At 61.8% G+C, this 18,662-nt stretch carries 13 protein-coding genes; 6 read left to right on the top strand and 7 right to left on the bottom strand.

The features are described from left to right. Positions 1 to 4,809 precede the first annotated feature (4,809 nt). From trxA to ACFUOZ_RS08370, 5 genes are all read right to left on the bottom strand, one after another. Complete coding sequence (gene trxA / locus ACFUOZ_RS08390; protein ID WP_144660274.1) at positions 4,810 to 5,136, bottom strand: thioredoxin; 327 nt, start codon at positions 5,134 to 5,136, stop codon at positions 4,810 to 4,812. 34 nt (positions 5,137 to 5,170) lie between these two features. Continuing rightward, a complete protein-coding gene (trxB, locus tag ACFUOZ_RS08385; protein WP_377546717.1) occupies positions 5,171 to 6,127 on the bottom strand; it encodes a thioredoxin-disulfide reductase in 957 nt (318 codons plus the stop codon). 228 nt (positions 6,128 to 6,355) lie between these two features. Beyond that, positions 6,356 to 8,017, bottom strand: coding sequence for an ABC transporter substrate-binding protein (locus ACFUOZ_RS08380; RefSeq protein WP_377546714.1), 1,662 nt, complete (start codon positions 8,015 to 8,017; stop codon positions 6,356 to 6,358). A gap of 140 nt (positions 8,018 to 8,157) precedes the next feature. Further along, positions 8,158 to 10,170, bottom strand: coding sequence for a murein biosynthesis integral membrane protein MurJ (murJ, locus tag ACFUOZ_RS08375; RefSeq protein ID WP_377546712.1), 2,013 nt, complete (start codon positions 10,168 to 10,170; stop codon positions 8,158 to 8,160). A 26-nt stretch (positions 10,171 to 10,196) separates the two neighbouring features. Then, a complete protein-coding gene (locus ACFUOZ_RS08370) occupies positions 10,197 to 10,700 on the bottom strand; it encodes an NUDIX hydrolase (RefSeq protein WP_377546956.1) in 504 nt (167 codons plus the stop codon). Between the two features lie 196 nt (positions 10,701 to 10,896). On the opposite strand from ACFUOZ_RS08370, the gene ACFUOZ_RS08365 reads away from it, so the two are divergent. The 5 genes from ACFUOZ_RS08365 to ACFUOZ_RS08345 all read left to right on the top strand — a co-directional run bounded on the left by ACFUOZ_RS08365 (position 10,897) and on the right by ACFUOZ_RS08345 (position 16,777). Next, entirely contained in the window at positions 10,897 to 12,366 is a 1,470-nt protein-coding gene (locus ACFUOZ_RS08365) for a CCA tRNA nucleotidyltransferase (protein ID WP_377546709.1), read from the top strand. Next, positions 12,363 to 12,944, top strand: a complete 582-nt coding sequence (locus tag ACFUOZ_RS08360; protein WP_018778496.1) for a histidine phosphatase family protein — start codon at positions 12,363 to 12,365, stop codon at positions 12,942 to 12,944. The genes ACFUOZ_RS08365 and ACFUOZ_RS08360 overlap by 4 nt, the downstream gene beginning before the upstream one ends. A gap of 606 nt (positions 12,945 to 13,550) precedes the next feature. Then, positions 13,551 to 13,691: a hypothetical protein gene (locus ACFUOZ_RS08355; RefSeq protein WP_377546706.1), complete on the top strand. Its 141-nt coding sequence runs from the start codon at positions 13,551 to 13,553 to the stop codon at positions 13,689 to 13,691. A 130-nt stretch (positions 13,692 to 13,821) separates the two neighbouring features. Further along, positions 13,822 to 15,339, top strand: a complete 1,518-nt coding sequence (locus ACFUOZ_RS08350; RefSeq protein WP_377546704.1) for a glycosyltransferase family 87 protein — start codon at positions 13,822 to 13,824, stop codon at positions 15,337 to 15,339. Further along, entirely contained in the window at positions 15,332 to 16,777 is a 1,446-nt protein-coding gene (locus ACFUOZ_RS08345; protein ID WP_377546701.1) for a phytoene desaturase family protein, read from the top strand. Before ACFUOZ_RS08350 ends, ACFUOZ_RS08345 begins: the two co-directional genes overlap by 8 nt. Positions 16,778 to 16,810: 33 nt before the next feature. Here ACFUOZ_RS08345 and ACFUOZ_RS08340 read toward each other — a convergent pair whose 3' ends face one another. Further along, positions 16,811 to 17,416: an NAD(P)-dependent oxidoreductase gene (locus ACFUOZ_RS08340; RefSeq protein WP_377546699.1), complete on the bottom strand. Its 606-nt coding sequence runs from the start codon at positions 17,414 to 17,416 to the stop codon at positions 16,811 to 16,813. Positions 17,417 to 17,499: 83 nt separating this feature from the next. Here ACFUOZ_RS08340 and ACFUOZ_RS08335 point away from each other — a divergent pair, with 83 nt between their 5' ends. Beyond that, the gene (locus ACFUOZ_RS08335; RefSeq protein WP_377546696.1) at positions 17,500 to 17,898 is read left to right on the top strand and encodes a winged helix-turn-helix transcriptional regulator; all 399 of its coding nucleotides are present in this window, start codon (positions 17,500 to 17,502) and stop codon (positions 17,896 to 17,898) included. 48 nt (positions 17,899 to 17,946) lie between these two features. On the opposite strand, the gene ACFUOZ_RS08330 is transcribed toward ACFUOZ_RS08335, so the two are convergent. After that, entirely contained in the window at positions 17,947 to 18,648 is a 702-nt protein-coding gene (locus ACFUOZ_RS08330; protein WP_377546694.1) for an ABC transporter ATP-binding protein, read from the bottom strand. Between the last annotated feature and the right edge of the window lie 14 nt (positions 18,649 to 18,662).

The raw sequence follows: 18,662 nt of genomic DNA, 5'->3' as shown, positions 1-18,662 counted from the left end.
GGATGCTGCCAGAACCGGAGGTATCACACCAGAGTCATGCTCAGGGCTGTCGGTCCCCCGCTCCCTGACGGGCCCCGAGCCTGTCGAATGGGGTCAGGCAACCTGAGAGATTTCAAGCATTCCTAGGGCTACGCTGGCGCCCAGGCGTTGGCTACGGCAAGTACAACCCTTCGATGAACTGGGTACTCGGCAGCGTTCAAGTCGAACTGTCTGCTGAGCTGCGACCGAGCGACCTGGGAAGGCGGACTGATGTCCGATGCCGGAACTGAGTGCCTCCCGTAGACCCTATAGCATCGCCCGCTTAGATGCTCCATGGGGGCGGCTACATGGGCCGAGCCGTCCCTGAACACGCGCTGAATCTGAGAAGGGACTTCTCGAACCCCATTCGGCTGATCCCAATTAGGTCTGCCGTTCTCCCTCGCGATTAATGTGAATGAAGCACTCCTCACCCCCTCGGAGAATGGTGGCCGGCAACGTGGTCCATCTTCGCCGGGATGGGGCGCCCCTCGCGGGCTGCCGCCATCGTGCAGCACCTCTCGGCGACTCCGGGTGCTTACCCCTCAATAGTCAGAAGAGGCCTTCTCACGCAGAGATAATGACTGGCTGCAGTAGCTGCGTGACGATCGCTGGCAGTTACGGCAGGGAGCCTGCCGACCGATAGACGGGCGGCGATACTCTAATAGGCCGGGCTGGTTTCTGCTGCAGGTGTCGGAGAGGGCGATCCGCCCCTTGGGGCCCTTCAGAGGTCGTCCTGGCTCTGACCTCATTCTCCCCCAAGCTTCAGGCCCGTCCATCCATCAGTGCGGCGGGTGTGTAGGAACCTGGAGCGAGTCGAGGCTGTGTGAAGCCGAACCGTCAGCGATGACTCGCTCAGGTCCGAAATGGCATTCTCCAGATGGGCGGCTCATAAACATTCCCACCACCTGCGAGCATTGGCGGACACATACGTCCGATGTCGCCTCCAGCCGCATAGTCCGATGCAAGCTGACTGCTCAGATCTTCCGTAGCATGGGCGGAACTATGACCCTGTATTAGCCAGTACCGGAGCATCAGGGTGCGGTATCAGTCATCGTCTGCATCAGGGGTGACCAGCGACGCGCGTAAAGATGCCCAGGCTGTTTCACGTGAAACAGCCCTATCCAAGCGTCGCAGGATGGGCTTGCTCGTCCGGCCGTGGCTGTGAGTATCGTGGTGGATAACGCTGTGGATAACTATGGGGATAAGTGCAGGCTTCGGCGAAGCTGGCTGCCCATCCCGGAGCTCCCACTGTGGGAAGGGGCAGGCCACTGCCCTTGTAACCGTTGGTCGCCAAGACAACTTGGCAGCAACCGACCCAAACTAACTCCTTATCCGCCCGCTTTTCAGTCTGAGCAAGGGTTTTACATTGATTTCGCAGTCAACGCTGACCGCCCTAATGCCGTATTGCTTACGCGGATGCGCCTATCACCAGCGCGGCCAAGCAGCAGTCATCGAGTCACTTGGATGAACGCCTTTGCGCCACGTGTGGGCAATCTCATGGGCGGTGCATAACCCTGTGGATAACTTTGGGGATAACAAACACTGCGCCTGTGACTAACTCGTTCCATGAGCCTGCCGGGTGGTGGAGTCGTAAGAGCCCTGAACTGCAACATCCCCTTCGCCGGTCGATGAACAAATTGGCGGCTCCACGGGGAAGGTCGTGAAGGTGAGAATGAACTGTGTTCGTAAGTACCGCACGGCCGCACATGAAGTACACCTCCGGGCTAGGTGGGTTGGTGCAGGTCTTGAGTGCTCCACTTTGAGGCGGCATATTCATCGGATGTATGACCGAAAGCGCTGGTGTCAGATCCAGGCTTCTATGTCCGACATGAGCGATTCAGATGGGTCCTCTTTGCACTATGAGCCATCCTTCTCTTCCGCGCGCCTAGGTGACCGCGATGACCGGCGCCCCTGCGTGGGTGTGGCCGCGAATGCTTACTCGTCTGTGAACAGCGATGCCACTACCTGTGCCCAGAGATGCGTCCAGCGCCGTGGTTGCTGACGGACCGAGCTGTGCACGACTTGTTCGGCTCGCGAGTCGACCGAGCTGTGTACAACACGCTCGTACACGCTGAACGGCCGAGCCCCGTTTGACTTGCCCATGCTCGACGAACGACTGAGCTGTGTACGACTTGCCCATCCTCGCGAAGCAAACGAATCACTTGCGCACCAGGAGGCGGACATGGTCGACTTCTATGCCGGCACAGACGATTTGTGGGCAGGTCTGCTCCGAACAGTTGGGCTGGCGCTGCACGGGCCGATTCCGTAGTGCCTCGGGGCGGACTCCCCGCGTCCTGTTTCACGTGAAACACATGCGGCAGCGCATCACGAATCAGCTGAACCGAATCCGGAGATCCCTGTAGGGACCCCGGCCCCGACGCAGGACTGGATGGCCTGTTCGTGAGCGGTGCCTTGGTAGAAGGCGGAACTGACGGGATGCGGTCGCAGCGATCGTGTGGTGCCTGGCGGGCAAGGGCGACCTCGCGTCATCTTCATGCCTGGTTTGTTCGGACGTTCGAAGGGAGGGTCGCGAAGGGGCTGTGATGATAGATGGTGCGCGGCTGACGGCCCTGGTGCTTCTGTTCCCGGATAGCCGCAAGACTGAGGGATGGCCAGCTGCTGGTGAGGCTACTAGCGTGCGCGGCAGTAGGTGATGAAGCCGGTGAGAGACTCGCTGGCCAGTGGGGCCCAGCGCCTCACTAGGTTGGCAGCCAGTGCTATGGCACAGTGCACAAGTTTTGCCGTCAACAGGACCTTCTGTGCGTGCCAGCTGTACGTCGCGAGTGTAAACGAGGCGAAGTGCCTCTGTCGGTTGCTCGCCCTAGCTTGATTCACGGCAATGGAGCATCCTGGCGGCCGTGGGGGCAGTCCCCCAGTGTCTATGACAGGCATGCCATGGCAACGCTCGTCCCATGCGTCATGGCACTTTCGCCCGCGGCAGATCTGCGCCAAATCGCGTCATACACTCCTTCTCGGCGGAGGTGACTTCAGTCTTCTCCGGTTTTTCTGTCCCAACAAGGAGTTCTGCAGAAGGCGCAGGAATGAGCGATCTAGGCTTAATCTACTGATCTCTAGCCGGTTAGGGTGCAGGAGGCGGGTTTCGGAACAGTGTGTCCCGTGTTCGTCTCAGGGATATCCGCCAGCGGACCTCTGTTCTTGGGGAAGCGACGCACCGTTTCACGTGAAACAGCGTCTCACCCGGCGTCCGGGGTGCTGATCAGTTGCGCCAGCCGGCGATGTGCAATCACGTCTTCCTTCAGCTGCGTCGATCTAAGCCAGCCTGCATAAGTAGAAGCAGAGACCCCGCTAACAGTCCCCTGCCGCGGTGGTCGACGAACGTAGGCCGCTCCCGAGGGATTGGGGTGGATCGCCGAAGGTGCTGGCCCGTATTCTTCTATGTGATCTCCGTTCACGCCGAACCTCATGGAGCCCAATGCTACGCGTGGGCCCCCGCTCTTCTGTGGGCCACCGCATTCAGGTTTGTCGTCCCCTGGAGCTGGTATTGATGGGCCTGCACATTGCAGCCCTCGTAACGGCATGCCAGTGAATAGATGGCCTGGCCTACCCTTGTTCGGATTGTTCGCACGTCCTGGAAGCTGGCGCCTTGGTGGACTTTGTGTCACGTGTACCGTCCGCGGCGTCAGCGAAGGCTTAGGCATGACGGCTGATAGCTACGAATGAGACGGCTGATAATTGCATATGAACTGCCCCTTCGGCAATGTTCGGTTGAAATCACCGGGATTAATGGAAGTTCACCAGTGCAACCGCCGTCCGATTGCATGTGCCGTGATCTACAGTGCGTCCCGACTTGCAGGTGCGGCCTACTGGAGGTGCCTGGCGTCCTAGGTGGTACCAAGTGGCCGTAGGAGGCAACGTAGCCTGTTACAGGTCCTCCTGGGCCCGTCCGGAGCTACCGAGGCTCCGTCCCCCGGGGGAAGCTGAGAGTGCAGCTGTCAGGTCTCCCAGCTGCCGGTGACCCCATTTGTGTACCCCTGGAGGGCTTCTTAGCGATTGCGGGGAACGGACCACGCGGCCACGTGAAGCTAATGAGACCCGGTGGTTAAGGTAGGCGTCTCGAGGGTCTGTTTCACGTGAAACACCGCGAGAAATCCAAGGTGGAGCGTTATTTGCGGCCCCTGCGCGCATATGTTTCACGTGAAACGAGCACGCCTTGGACCCGCAGAGGATAGCTTGGGCATCACCAATCAACGCTATTGCAGTACCTGCATACTTCGAATGACAGTTAGATACTTCGTGCGCCTGCTATGCGCGGAGTCCCATTTGATTCCACAAGGACTCGCGTGATCAGGCGGAACGAGCACGCTGCTGGCAGCGGTGAACCATAAGAGACTCCGGGGTGGAGAGAGAGGAAGTCCGTCGCAGCGATCAGACTCCCCTGCAGGCCAAGATACGGTCAGCCCATCCGGTTCGGCTGCGAAAAGCTCTACGGCAGAGAACCCTGCCCCAAGCAGAGGGCCCTCCACCTGGCATGGCACCGGCGCTGCTGCATTCCACTTGGCGCAATCGCAGGCATGTAGATCTCGGCTACATGGGATAAGGAGGTCCCCTTCCTTGAAACCATCGCTGTCTCCCGCTGGAAGGCCAATTTCCGCCTACCCCAGCCAAGGAAAGCCGAGGAGAAGCAGTTCCAACAGTTACATCGTCTCCAGCGCAGCCCAGACTAAAAACGCTACTCTTGAAAGTTCATTTCGCACGAAACAAAGAAAAAGCCGGCCGCCCGCCCCCGTGGGGACAGAACGACCGGCATCTTCGCTAAAGCCAAGAAAAACTTTAGGACAGGACGTCCGCGAATTCCTTTTCGAAGAACTGCTTCGGCTTGGCGCCGATCACGGTGCTCTTCACTTCTCCCCCGCTGAACAGGTACACGGCAGGGATTGAGGTGATGCCGTACTCGGCGGCGATGGCCGGGTTGTCGTCGACGTTCAGCTTCACGACGTCAACCTTCTCACTGTACTCAACCGAGATCTCGTCGAGGATGGGTCCGAGCTTGCGGCAGGGACCGCACCACTCTGCCCAGAAGTCCACGATGACCGGCTTGTCGGAAGCCAAGACATCCGTGCTGAAACTTGCGTCAGTTACGTCTTTTGCGTTGCTCATAACTTTTCCCTTCGTATGGTTGCTTGGATGCAGCTTAGGAGTGCAAGTCTGCGAGGTAGTGCTCGACGTCGAGGGCCGCGACACAACCGGAACCGGAAGCCGTGATGGCCTGGCGGTAGGTGGGGTCGATGACGTCGCCCGCAGCGAACACACCCTTGATGTTGGTTCGGGAGCTGCGACCCTCGACGGCGATGGTGCCTTCGGGGGTCAGCTCGACTTTGCCCTTCACCAGGTCCGTGCGCGGGTCGTTGCCGATGGCGACGAAGACGCCGGTGACGGCGAGCTCGGACTCGGTTCCATCGACAAGGTTCTTCAGCTTCAGACCGGTGACCTTGTCCCCGCCGAGAACATCTTCAACAGCCGTGTTCCAGACGAAGTTGATCTTCTCGTGCGCCTGGGCGCGGTCACCCATGATCTTGGAGGCCTTGAGGGTGTCGCGGCGGTGTACCACCGTGACGGACTTGGCGAACTTGGTGAGGAAGAGAGCTTCCTCCATTGCAGAGTCGCCACCACCGATTACGGCGATGTCCTGGTCCTTGAAGAAGAAACCGTCACAGGTTGCACACCAGCTAACGCCGTGGCCTGAGAGCCTCTTCTCGTTGGTCAGACCGAGCTCACGGTAGGCAGAGCCGGTGGACAGGATGATGGCCTTCGCCTGGAAGGTCTCCCCCGTCCCGATGGTCACGGTCTTGATGTCGCCGTCGAGGTCGAGCTCGGTGACGTCTTCGAAGAGGATTTCGGTGCCGAAGCGTGCGGCCTGCTTCTCGAAGTTCTCCATGAGGTCCGGTCCCATGATGCCCTCCGGGAACCCGGGGTAGTTCTCAACTTCGGTGGTGTTCATCAGTTCGCCGCCGGCAGTAACGGAGCCAGCAATGAGCAGAGGCTTCATGTTGGCGCGGGCGGTGTATACAGCGGCTGTGTAGCCGGCAGGGCCTGAACCTACGATGATGACGTCACGCACCTGCGATGCGCTGTTTTCTGCAATGCTCACGTGGCGTGAACCTCTTCCTTAGTCGATGCTGCGGCTTTCGGGGCAGCCACCTGACTCAACCCCTGATGCGTTCCAAATATTCCGTTGGAGTTGGGGACCCTAAAAGCCACCAGCATTCAGGTTACCGTCTGGGCCCCCGTCATATCTAAGCGGTGACGCTGGAGCGGGTAGCAGCAAGGGCCGTCCTGACGAATCAGAACGGCCCTTGCTGTCACATCTTTGATAAGGCTACTGGACGGCGACCTCAGCCAGGCGGAGTCCGAACCCGTACTGCGTTTTCGGTGCGGCCAGCTTGGGCAGCGCCTTGATGACGACAATGACGTACTGGGCCTTGGTGGGGGTAGCCAGCGGGATAGTCAGCTCGGGTGACGTGAAGCTATTGGTGCCCACGAGCTTGGCACCGTCCATGGCGGGACGATCATTGGTGAACACACTGATGTTTCCACCGGATCCCCCGAGCTGGTTAAGGACAACCGACTTTACGTCAGCCGGTTCCTTCAGCTTTATGACCAGCGGAACTTCCTCGGACAGTCCACCCCAGTTGGCCGTTGCAAACTCCATGTCTGACCAGTAGCTCGCAGCGTTGCCGTCGAAGGCTTTGCCAAGGTCCTTATCGAACGTGGCCGCGAACGGGAAGTTGCCCAGACGGGTGATTTCCTGGATGGCAGGCGGAACCGCCGGCGGAGCTGTCTCCGTGGGCTGGGGCTGCTCGCTGACACTTTCCGAGGGCTGCACCGGCGTGGTCTGGGTGGCAGCAGGCTTGTTGCTGGGCAGGAGACTCCCGAGATTGGTGACGGCGAGGACGAGCCCCACAATCAGGACCGCTGCCAAAAGGCCTCCCACGAGCCAACGCAGCGAGCGTGGTTCCTTTTCGGGGGCTTCTTCCTCGTATACGTCGTCTTCGTCGGAGTAGTCCGCGGAGACAGCGGACGACGCCGGGAAGCTGCTTGCGGCGCGTTCGTCACCGGATGTTCTTCCACGGTTCGAGGCCGCGGCGCCGGCTGCAGAGGCGCCGGCAGCTGCGGCACCACGCTCCGTGTACCCGTAGTCCTCTTCGGACCAAAGGGAAACCTTGGGCTCGGAAGCCTGCTCACGCGCGGGCGCATCCTGCGAAGGAGCGGCCTGCGAGGACACAGCTTCCGTGCGAGGCTCGGTGGACGGAACAGCCTGTGAAGATACAGCCTGCGTGGGGGGCTCAGCAGCCGAAGCGGGTGTTGCGGCAGCACCGGCGTCGTTGTTCTTTGAACCGGCGTTCCTCAGCGCGGAAGCAGCCGCAACGCCAGCTGCGCCTGCCCCGGCCGCGGCAGCAGCCAGCTTGCCCGCGATGCCGCTCTTGGCGGACGAAGGATTGGATGCCGGCATGGGCGGTACGTGCGGCGCGCTGCGGGTGGGTGCCGCGGTCTCTGGCTCATCCTCCGGCTCAGGAGTGATGGCGTAGCCGTCTTCGTCGTACTGGATGTATTCGGCCTCGTGCTCGTCATCCTCGTAAAGGCCGTCGTAGGTTTCAGGCTCATAGGTGCGTGCCTGCCCAAAGATCTCGCTGCCGAGTGTCTCCGTGAAGAACGGCTCAATGTAAGGCGGGTTGGTGGCCACCACCAGGTCCAGCAGATCAGGGGCGGTGCTGTGGTTGGTGATCAGGTACGTGGTGTTGTCGCTGATACCAAGATCCAGGATCTGCACGTGGCCTGGGCGCTCCCCTGTGGCCACTTCGCGGGCGCTCTGGGCAACCTGCTCGGCGTTTCCGGGACCCGCAACGAGGATGCTCACGGGACGGTTGAGGACCTGGTCCACGCCGTCGAGCACCTGATCTTGGTCATGCGAGGTCAACACATTGGCCGTGACCTTATAGCGGCCGCCAAGTACTGATCCGACGTCGATCGGGTGGGACACGTGTTCCTCCTAGGCTGTCCGGGAGCTGCGGGTCCTGCACACGGCTGGCCGGGCTGGCCGGTTCAACCGCTTCTGCAACTACCTATATTCGTTTCTAGCCTAGCGGATTGAGGCCCGCCGCCCACGTTGGCGGCACCGGCTCACTTCCGTCGGTTCCGCGGAACGGGGAAGTATGGATTCCGTCCGGCTTCGCCCTGATAGGTCCGTCTGCCCGGAAGCGGGACCGACGGACGGAACCTGCCGCCCTGGGCAGTACTGGGTTCGTCTTCCTCCGACAGGTAGCTCTTGGGCGCATCCGGTTCGTTGCTTGCCGGCGCAGGGGAACGCTGTGGTGCTACCGCAGGTCCCGCGCGGTAGGAGGCGGCGTCGAACTCACCCGAGATGCGCGGAATCAAACCGGTATCGTCCGAGACCGTGGCGCGTGCCGCCGTCGTGGGTTCCACCTCGCCGGGCACCGGCGCGGGGCCTCCACGGCCCAAACGGCTCATCAGCGGGCGCAGAAGGTCGCGGAGTTCCGTGACGTGGAAAACGCGAAGCAGGACAAGGTACGCGAGCAGCATGACAGGGCCAACGACGATCACCGTCACCAGGGCGGCCGGGCGGCTGCTCCATGCGAAACCGTCGGCACGGTAGCTGCCGAGCAGCCACAACGCGATGGCGCCGGCCACGGCGGATCCCAGGCCTGCGTAACCCATGCGGATGTACGAATTGGCGATGCGTGGGCCGTCGAGGTGACCCAAGAGACGCCGCAGGAACACCACGCTGATTACCACGGAAAGGATGTTGCCCAGGGTGTAGAGGATGGCGATGGCGTAGATGATCTGGCCAACGGGAAGGAACTGGATGAAGAACGCGCCCACGACGTAGATCACTGCCAGCCACAACTGCACGTACAACGGCGTACGGGCGTCCTCGTTGGCGTAGAACACGCGGGACATCATGAAGTTCGCGCTCAGGAAGGGGGTGCTGAGCGCCAGAATGGTGAGCGTTTGGGCCAGCATGACCCCGTCCTGCGGCTCGCCACCGGAGAAGAACATTCCGAGCGGTCCAGCAAGGGCGAACAGCGCCAAGGCCCCGAAAACGGTGGCGACTGCCATGGTCCGAAGGCCGTGAGACAGGGCGTCGCGCAGCTCCGCTTTGTTACCGTCCTGCGAAGCGCGCGTCATGCGGTTAAAGAGGACGGTGGCCAGGGACAGGGCGATGATCGAGTGCGGCAGCAGGTACAGCTGGCTTGCGACCTCCAGCACGGCATTGCCGGGCAGGACAGCCGCGGCGGCTGCGTCCCCGGCATTGTCCAGGCGGAGGCGCTCGGCACCGGGGATCGTCGCAATCCTCATGATGTACAGGAACGCCAACTGCCCGACGGCGGCAGTCGCCAGCGTCCAAACGCTCAGCTTGGCGGCCTGGCCCAAACCGACTCCGCGCCATCCGAAGCGCGGACGCAGGCCCAGGCGCAGCCGGAACACCGGGATCAGCAGAATCGCCGTTTGTGCCACCACGCCGAAGGTGGAGAACCCCGCGAGCAGGAAAGTTTGGGTGGGCCCCCAGTTGTCCAAGGTATGGGGGTTGGTGATGTTGGCCCCGAGAATCCAGATGAACAAGCCCAGGCCGGCGATGGCCACGAGGTTGTTGAGGATGGGCGCCCACATGGCAGGGCCGAATGCGCCGTGCGCATTCAGGACCTGGGTGAGCAGGGCATAGAGCCCGTAGAAGAAGATCTGCGGGAGGCACCACAGGGCGAAGGTGACCGCCAGTGCCTTTTGTTGTTCGGAGTAGCCCTGCGTGGTCAGATCGATGACGAGCGGAGCTGCGAGGGTCACAATCGCCGTGAGTGCAAGAAGAACCAGAACAGCCAAGGTCAACAGCCTGCTGAGGTAGTCCGCGCCACGGTCGGGAGCCTTGCTGGCCTTAATGATCTGCGGAACCAGGACCGCGTTGAACACGCCGCCGGCCACCAACAGGAAGATCAGGTTCGGCAGGTTGTTCGCGTTAATGAACGTGTCATTGACCGTGGAGCCCAGGCCGAGGGCGGCACCGAGCATCCAGGTTTTGGCGAAGCCAAGGAACCGGGAAACCAGCGTGCCGGCAGCCATGATGGCGCTGGAACGGGCTTCACCGGATTGAACGGACTGGGTTGTTTTGGCTTCAGACATCGCCTTTATCGTCCCATGTACGCGGGTCAGAGATGTTCGGGCAGCACTTCCCGTGCCAGGTCGGCGATTCGGCGCTCATTCGGGAAGGACAATTTTCGGGCCAATTCCTGAATGGGAACCCACGCGGCATCCACGGCTTCCTGGTCCGGGTCATTCTCGATGGTCAGCTCGCCGCCGGTTGCCCTGAGCAGGAAGTGATGCACTGTTTTGTGGACCCGGTGGCCACTGACGGTGAACCAGTAATCGATGCTGCCAAGGGGTGCAAGGATGCGGCCTTCGATGCCGGTTTCCTCGGCGATCTCACGTACGGCTGCTTCCTCATTGTTCTCCCGGCCCTCCGGATGGCCCTTCGGCAGGCACCACTCAAGCCGGCCACCCCTGTTAAGGCGGGCAATAATCGCGACCCGGAGTTCGCCGTCGGACGTGTCAACCACAACGCCGCCCGCGGACACTTCCTCCACTGTGGGAAGCGAGGCCTGCGCCGGGTGCTGCGGGGCAGGCGCGACGTGCGCACCGATTGCCGACGGCAACGGTGCGTTTGTCCTCCTGCCTGGAGCGCTCGGTACTGGGTTGGCCATGTGGTCCACTCTAACGACTCTTGCCCCGGAGTGATGACCGGGACATGGCCACAAGGTGGACTGCAGGAGATGCCCGGCGCACGCTTGCCTGATTTCGCATGGAACAGTGGCCCAATGCGGCGCAAAAATCTGCCAAGCTTAAGGAACTATGGCGCACGTATTGGACAGCTCTTCTGTTAACTTCACCATCGATCCGGTGGTGCTCGACCTCGGGCAACGCTTTGTCGACGCCGGATTCGAGCTGTCCCTGGTAGGTGGACCCGTGCGCGACCTTTTTCTGGGCCGGACCTCCCCGGACCTCGATTTCACCACCGATGCAACGCCCGACCAGACCATCTCCGTCATCAAGAAGTGGGCGGACAATTTCTGGGAAATCGGCCGCGCGTTCGGCACCATCGGGATGCGCAAAGACGGCTTCCAGATCGAAATCACCACGTACCGGGCGGAAGCCTACGACCCCGACTCCCGCAAACCCGTGGTGGCCTTCGGCAACTCCCTGACGGACGACCTGCTGCGGCGGGACTTCACCATCAACGCCATGGCACTGCGCCTGCCCAGCTTGGAACTCGTGGACCCCTTCGGCGGCGTGCGGGATCTCCACGCGTCCGAACTCGCGACTCCCGGGGCCCCGGAGGCTTCCTTCTCGGACGATCCGCTGCGGATGATGCGGGCAGCGCGCTTCGCGTCGCAGTTGGGCGTGTCGGTCCACGACGACGTGCGGCTCGCCATGTCCCAGATGGCTGACCGCATCAAGATCATCTCCGCCGAGCGCGTCCGCGATGAACTGGTCAAGCTCATTAACGGAGCACACCCTCGCGTTGGCATCGACCTGCTGGTGGACACGGGACTCGCAGAGTTCGTGCTGCCGGAGGTGTCCGCCCTACGGCTCGAATCCGATGAACACCACCGGCACAAGGACGTGTACCAGCACTCCCTGCAGGTCCTCGAGCAGGCCGCAGCGCTGGAAACGGGCCCCGATGGTCCGGTTCCCGGCCCGGACTTTGTGCTGCGGTTCGCCGCGTTGATGCACGACGTCGGCAAGCCGGCTACGCGTCGTTTCGAACCGGGCGGTGCGGTCAGCTTCCGTCACCACGACGTCGTGGGCGCGAAGCTCACGGCCAAGCGGATGAAGGCATTGCGGTTCGACAACGAGTCCATCAAGGCCGTGTCCCGCCTGGTTGAACTGCACATGCGCTTCTATGGCTACGGTGATGCCGGCTGGACTGATTCCGCGGTGCGCCGCTACGTGACTGACGCGGGTCCCCTGCTGGAACGTCTGCACCGGCTCACACGCTCGGACGTCACAACGCGCAACCAGCGCAAGGCCGACCGCCTTTCCTTCGCCTACGATGACCTTGAGCACCGCATTGCGGCGCTGCTGGAACAGGAATCGCTGGCAGCTGTCCGGCCCGACCTCGACGGAGCGCAGATCATGGCCCTGCTGGGATTGAAGCCCGGACCTGTCGTCGGACGTGCCTACAAATTCCTCCTTGAAGAGCGGATGGAACATGGTCCTCTGTCGTCGGAGGAAGCCGAGCAGAAGCTGATGGCGTGGTGGGAAGCGCAACCCGAGTCCGCCGTCGTCGAGCCTTTGACCGAAACTGAGGAGCCCTCATGAACGCTGTGACTTCCCCGCGCCCCCAACTCTGGATCCTGCGCCATGGGGAAACGGAATGGTCCAAGAGCGGTCAATACACGGGCCTGACGGACCTTCCACTCACCGTTGAAGGCGAGCAGCAGGCCGTGGAGGCCCGCAAGGTCCTGGAAGGCATTGACTTCGACCTGGTTCTGACCTCCCCGCTGAGGCGTGCCCGCAGGACCGCGGAACTGGCTGGCTACCCGGACGCCGTCCATGAGCCGTTGGCCGTCGAATGGAACTACGGCGACTACGAGGGCATCAGCTCCGATCTCATCCGCAAGGACAACCCGGAGTACCTGATCTGGACCGACGGCGTGCCCAACGGGGAAACACTTGATGAAGTAGCCGCACGCGCGGACAAGATCATCGGCCGGGTCCTGGAATCAGGCATGGACAATGTGCTGGTAGTGGCACATGGACATTTCTCCCGCATTCTCACGGCACGCTGGTTGGAAATGGACGCGCGCGAGGGCCGGCACTTCATCCTGGGGACAGCGAAGGTTTGCACCCTCGGGTGGGACAAACGCACTCCCGCAATTGTCCGTTGGGGCCTGTAAATCATTAATTTGCAAAAAATTTTTTGATAATTAGCCGAATGTGCTGGTCAAATCGCCTCTTGATGGGGTAGCTTATATCTTGTTCCCAGAGCGACCCGCCGGGAACAAGGCGCGCATTCACCGGTTAGTCACTCGGGACAATGCCACAGCAGGCTGTAAAGGCCGGAAGGAGGTTGGGAAAAATGATTACTTTGACTAGCGGACGGAAGTTGACCGTCACTGCTACCCCGGCCTCTGCTGATGATCGACGCCATTTTAACTCTCTGACCCACTCCTGATTCACCGGGCCGGCCTATCGCCGGCGGTGTTCTTGGCGGCCAACCCTCTTGTGGTTGGCTGAGTAGTCAGTTGCAGGCGCGGACCCACGCAGCATGCCGCGGATGCGCAGTTTCCCCATAGTTCGGAACCAGCTTCTTGTTGGGTGAACTGCCGGAAGCACGCGCAATATGCAGGCGATTCAGGACTTTCCTGATTCGGTCCGCTTAATTCATTTATTTACACTCGGTTATTTGTGTCTTCTTTTGGCTACGGGTTTTTTCTCGAACTCAAAGGCCTCTAATTGTTGTGCCCAAAATACCGCTGGAAACCTGTGAAAGGAGGTGAACCATGCGAAAACGCCCCGAACAGATGCGTTTCTACAAGAGCAGCGATGCTCCCAAGGACCGCACACTATTCAACGGACAGCTGCTCGACCAGCGCCGTGAAGATGTCTACGTTGTCCTGCACCAGATGGGACTCATCCGTTGATTCCCTGAGCTGGCCACGAAGGAGTTCAGATGCCACACATTCATGCTGAACCTCATGGAGCCCACGCGGCTACGCGTGGGCTCCCCCTTTTAACTGGGGTGGTGCATGCGCCTGACTGTAAGCTCGGTTCATGCAGGAGACAACGCCGCACCGGCAACTGAAACGTGCCCGCTTTGTTGTTCCCAGCCGCAATGACTCACTGCTTCGCAACTTCACGGAACTGGTGGGTGGTCCATTGGGGAAGCATTCGTCTCCCGGTGAAGTTTCCCCGCACCCGTTCACGGTTGAGCGGGTGCTCATCGTCCTTACCGTCATCGCTGCGCTTTTGGCCGTGCTGGCGAAGGACTACTGCCGTATCAATGGGTGGGAAACCCCCGGCCAGTTCTACGCCACCTGCTATTCCGACTTCCCCGAGCTGTTCAAGAACCGTGGCCTGGGCGACGGCGTGTTTCCGTTCTTCACTCCGGGCAGCGTGTTTGAGTACCCGGTCCTCATGGGGATCATCGCCGGCGTAACCGCCCTGCTGGTTCCCGGCACTGGCGTGGGGAAGGAGCGCATTCTGGGCTACTTCGACGTCAACGCCACCCTGATTGTGGCTGTCTGGATTGTCACGGTCCTGCTGACAGCACGGATCAACAAGCGTCGGCCGTGGGATGCCGCCATGGTGGCACTTGCCCCCGGGATCATCCTGGCCGGCTTCATCAACTGGGACATGTGGGCCGTAGGGTTGCTCGCGCTGGGCATGTACTTCTTCTCGCGCAACAAGTTGATCCTTGCCGGTGTATGTATCGGCCTTGGTACCGCCACCAAGCTGTACCCCATCCTGATACTCGGCGCGGTCCTGGTGCTTGCCCTGCGGAGTGGGAAGCTGCGGGTCTTCTTCGTCACGGCCGGAGCGGCCTTGGCTTCCTGGTTGGCTGTGAACCTGCCCCTCGCGGCGTTGAATCCATCCGGGTGGCGCTACTTCTTCGAATTTACGCAATCACGACCCGCCGGTTACAGCTCGCCCTGGTTCGCCTACAACCTGGTGGCGGACCGGCTCCACTGGACACAACTGAACGCGGCAACCATCAACACGCTGGCGCTTTATCTGTTCATTGCTGCCTGCGCGCTCATTGGAGTCCTCGCTGTCAGTGCCCCGCGCCGGCCACGCATCGCCCAGCTGGCGTTCCTCATCGTGGCCGCCTTCATCCTGACCAACAAGGTCTACTCTCCCCAATTCGTCATCTGGCTGATCCCGCTCCTTGCCTTGGCGCGGCCTCGCTGGCGCGACTTCCTCATCTGGCAAGCCGCCGAAGGGCTCCATTGGGCCGCCATTTGGATGTACCTCGGCCAAGCCACCAGCGGCGGATCCGTCCAGCACAACATCGACATGTCCTACTACGTCCTGGCCGTGGGACTTCACATGGTGGCCACGGCATATTTGATGGCCCGCGTAGCCATGGATATCTGGGACCCTGCCCAGGATCCCCTGCGGATGGCGGGCCAGGACGACCCCCATGGCGGGCCCTTTGACGGCGCCCGGGACTGGCTGCGTATAGACCTCTTCCGTCCTTCGCGCTCCGTGTTCCCTTGGGCCTCCAAGCCTGCCACCGCAGCCGCCGGAACTTCAGAAGCCCAGCGATCGGAGGTCAAGAGCGATGGTTGATGTCGCCGTCGTCGGGGCCGGCCCGAACGGGCTCGCCGCGGCAGTGGTCATGGCCCGTGCAGGGCTGGACGTAAAAGTGTACGAGGCCGCTGCGGATATTGGCGGAGGGTCGAGGACCAAGGAACTGCTGGGACCCGGCCACCTGTACGACGTATGCTCGGCGGTGCATCCGATGGCCCTGGCTTCACCGTTCTTCCGTGCGTTCGAACTTTCCCGCCGAATCGAGCTTCGCGTCCCCGAGGTCCAGCACGGTACCCCTTTGGACAGCGGCGGAGCTGCGTTGGCCTACCAATCCCTGGAGCGGACCGTCGAGGAGCTGGGCGTGGACGGTCCCGCTTACGGCCGGCTTTTAGGACCGCTGCTGGCCCGAGTGGACGGGGTTGTGGAGTTCACGTCGAACCAACTGCTGCGCCTGCCGAAAGACCCATTGGCTGCCGTCCTGTTCGGGCTGGCCACGCTCGACCAAGGCACACCCTTCTGGGGTCGCCGTTTCCGCGAGGACGCAGCTCCAGCGCTCCTGACCGGCGTCATGTCGCATGCGCTTGGCTCACAACCATCGCTCAGTTCCACCGGCGCCGGGCTGTTGCTCAGCGTCCTTGCCCATGCGGGCGGTTGGCCAGTACCTGTTGGGGGTTCAATGTCCATCGCGAGGGCAATGGCGGATGACCTGACAGCGCACGGAGGAACCATTCAGGTGGGTGAGCGGGTCGACTCGCTGGACCAGGTCCGGCCTGCCAAGGCCATTCTGCTCGATGTGGCTCCGCCCACCTTGGCGCGTCTTGGCGGCGCCGAAGTCCCTGACAAATACCGGCACGCGTTGGAATCATTCCGCTTCGGGAATGCGGCCTGCAAGGTCGATTTCATCCTTTCGGGTCCGGTGCCCTGGCGGGACGCTGGCTTGGCCCAGGCCGGGACAGTGCATGTGGGCGGCTCGCGGAAGGCCATGGCCGAGTCGGAGAACCTCGTGGACATGGGGAGACATCCCTCCGACCCTTATGTTCTGGTCTCCCAGCCGTCTCTGCTGGACGATTCCCGCGCCCCTCATGGGCGCCACATCCTGTGGACCTACTGTCACGTCCCCAAGAACTCCACCGTGGACATGGCTGAGGCCGTTACTGCCCGGGTTGAACGGTATGCGCCGGGCTTCCGCGACGTTGTGGTGGCGTCGAAAACCACGACGGCGGCGGAACTGTCCGCGTACAACGAAAACTACGTGGGCGGAGACTTCAGCGCGGGAATGCTCGACTTGCGCGGTTTGGTACAGCGGCCCGTGGTGTCCAACGTCCCGTGGCGGACTCCTATGCCCGGCGTATACCTGTGTTCGTCGTCAACGCCGCCCGGGCCCGGAGTCACAGGAATGCCCGGGTACCACGCCGCTAAACATGCCCTCAAGGACATATTCAAGACAGAGGTACCCGGGCTGGGCGTGGGGCTATAGCGAACGCTTGGCTTCAGCCAGCGTTGGCCGGTGCTAGTTTGCGGCCGTGAAGCGGGCGCGGCGGTGGGCCGGGCTTTCGATCTCGTCCAGCATGGCCACTGCGTAGTCCTGGGTGGAGATGGTGCTGCCGGCGGGTGAGTCCTTGGCAACGTTGTATTCGCCGGTACGTTCGCCCGGCTGGATGACGGGTGCAGGCGCCAGAACGGTCCAGTCGAGGGATTCCGGGGTCTGCTTCACGGCTTCGAGCGCCTTGGCTGCAGTGGTGGCCTCGGCTTTGTAGGCCTCGGGGAAGTCCGGGGAGTCGAGGAGGCGGACGCCGTCGATTTCCAGGGTTCCGGCGCCGCCCACGATCATCAGGCGGGTACCTTCGGCGTTGCTGAAAGCGGTAGCCATGGCGTCAAGCCATTCTCCGTGGTCGCCGCCGGTGCGGCTGGGTCCCGTAGCCAGCACGACGACGTCGTGGTCTTTGGCGATGGACGCAAACGTCTGTGCGTCGGCCTGGTCCGCAGCCTGGGCTGCAGCACCGGGAACGTCGGCGCCCTTGCGGGAGATAGCGGTGACCTCGTGGCCCCGGTTGATGGATTCGTTGACGATCTGGCTGCCGACCATGCCCGTTGCGCCGTAGACTGCGATTTTCATTGCTCTCCTTGGGGTTGCTATCCTTGCAATGAAACAAAGGTATCTATTTGATACCGATAGCTTCTAAGGAACTCAGTTACCTCATGGATACTAAAGACCTCCCGGCGAACATCCTGGATCCCAACTGCCCGTCGCGCGTCATCTTCCAGCGCATCGGCGACAAGTGGGCCTCGCTGGTGATTCAAGTGCTTGGCGATGGACCTGTCCGTTTCTCCGAGCTGCGCAAGATGGTCAATGTGGTGACCCCCAAGGTCCTTACCCAGACCCTGCGCACCTTGGAGCGCGACGGCCTCATCACAAGGACCGTCTACGCACAGGTGCCGCCCCGCGTGGACTACCAGCTCACGCCCATGGGCGAGTCCCTGCTGCAGCCTTTGTCCCTGTTGCGTGAATGGGCGGAGAGCCATGTGCCCACCATCATGGAGGCCCGGGATGCCTACGACGATGCCCAAGACCAGGCCCTCCTCGGCTCACCCAACTAGGTGACAGCTCTTGCTCCAATGGAGGCTCAGTGCGACGTTTGCTGTTACTCAGTTGGGCAGGGCGGACGGGACTGATGCGCGGCTGATCCGTCCGTCCCGCATGGTCGCGACTGAGTCGGTGAGGGGCAAGAACTCGGTGTCGTGGGTGACCATCACGGTTGCTGTCCGGAACTCATCCGTCACCTGGCGAAGGAGCCGGACAATCGACTCGCTCCGTTCGTGATCCAGCGCAGCCGTGGGTTCATCCACCAGCAGTACCGCCGGCTCTCCCATGAGGGCGCGGGCGATGTTCACACGTTGCCGCTGCCCACCGGACAATTGGTGCGGCCTCTTATGCAGGGCCGCGGAAAGGCCCACGACATCAAGCAACTCTTCCGCTTCGCGCCGAGCCTCCTTCGCGCGGTTGGCGCGCAGATGCTGGCGGACCATCAACTGCTCGACGGCGGTCAGTGACGGCAGGAGGTTGGGTTGCTGGAAGATGATCCCCACCTTGCTCCGACGCAGTGCGGTGCGTTCGGCCTCCCTGAGGGCAGAGACGTCCTGTCCGTCGATGACCACCAGCCCGGCTGTGGGCCGGATCAGCGTGGCAGCGACCGCAAGCAGTGACGACTTGCCGGAGCCGGACGGTCCAACCAAGGATAGGAATTCTCCCCGGTCAACGCCCAGGTCCACGGAGTCCAACGCCTTGAGTGTGGAGCCGCCATCCGGGTATTCGAGGGAAACATTGACGAGACTGAGTGCAGTGTTCACGGAATATGCCTTTC

It is taken from the genome of Paenarthrobacter sp. NPDC057355 (assembly GCF_042667405.1).
Lineage (GTDB): Bacteria > Actinomycetota > Actinomycetes > Actinomycetales > Micrococcaceae > Arthrobacter.
This window is presented reverse-complemented; position numbering and strand designations above follow the sequence as displayed.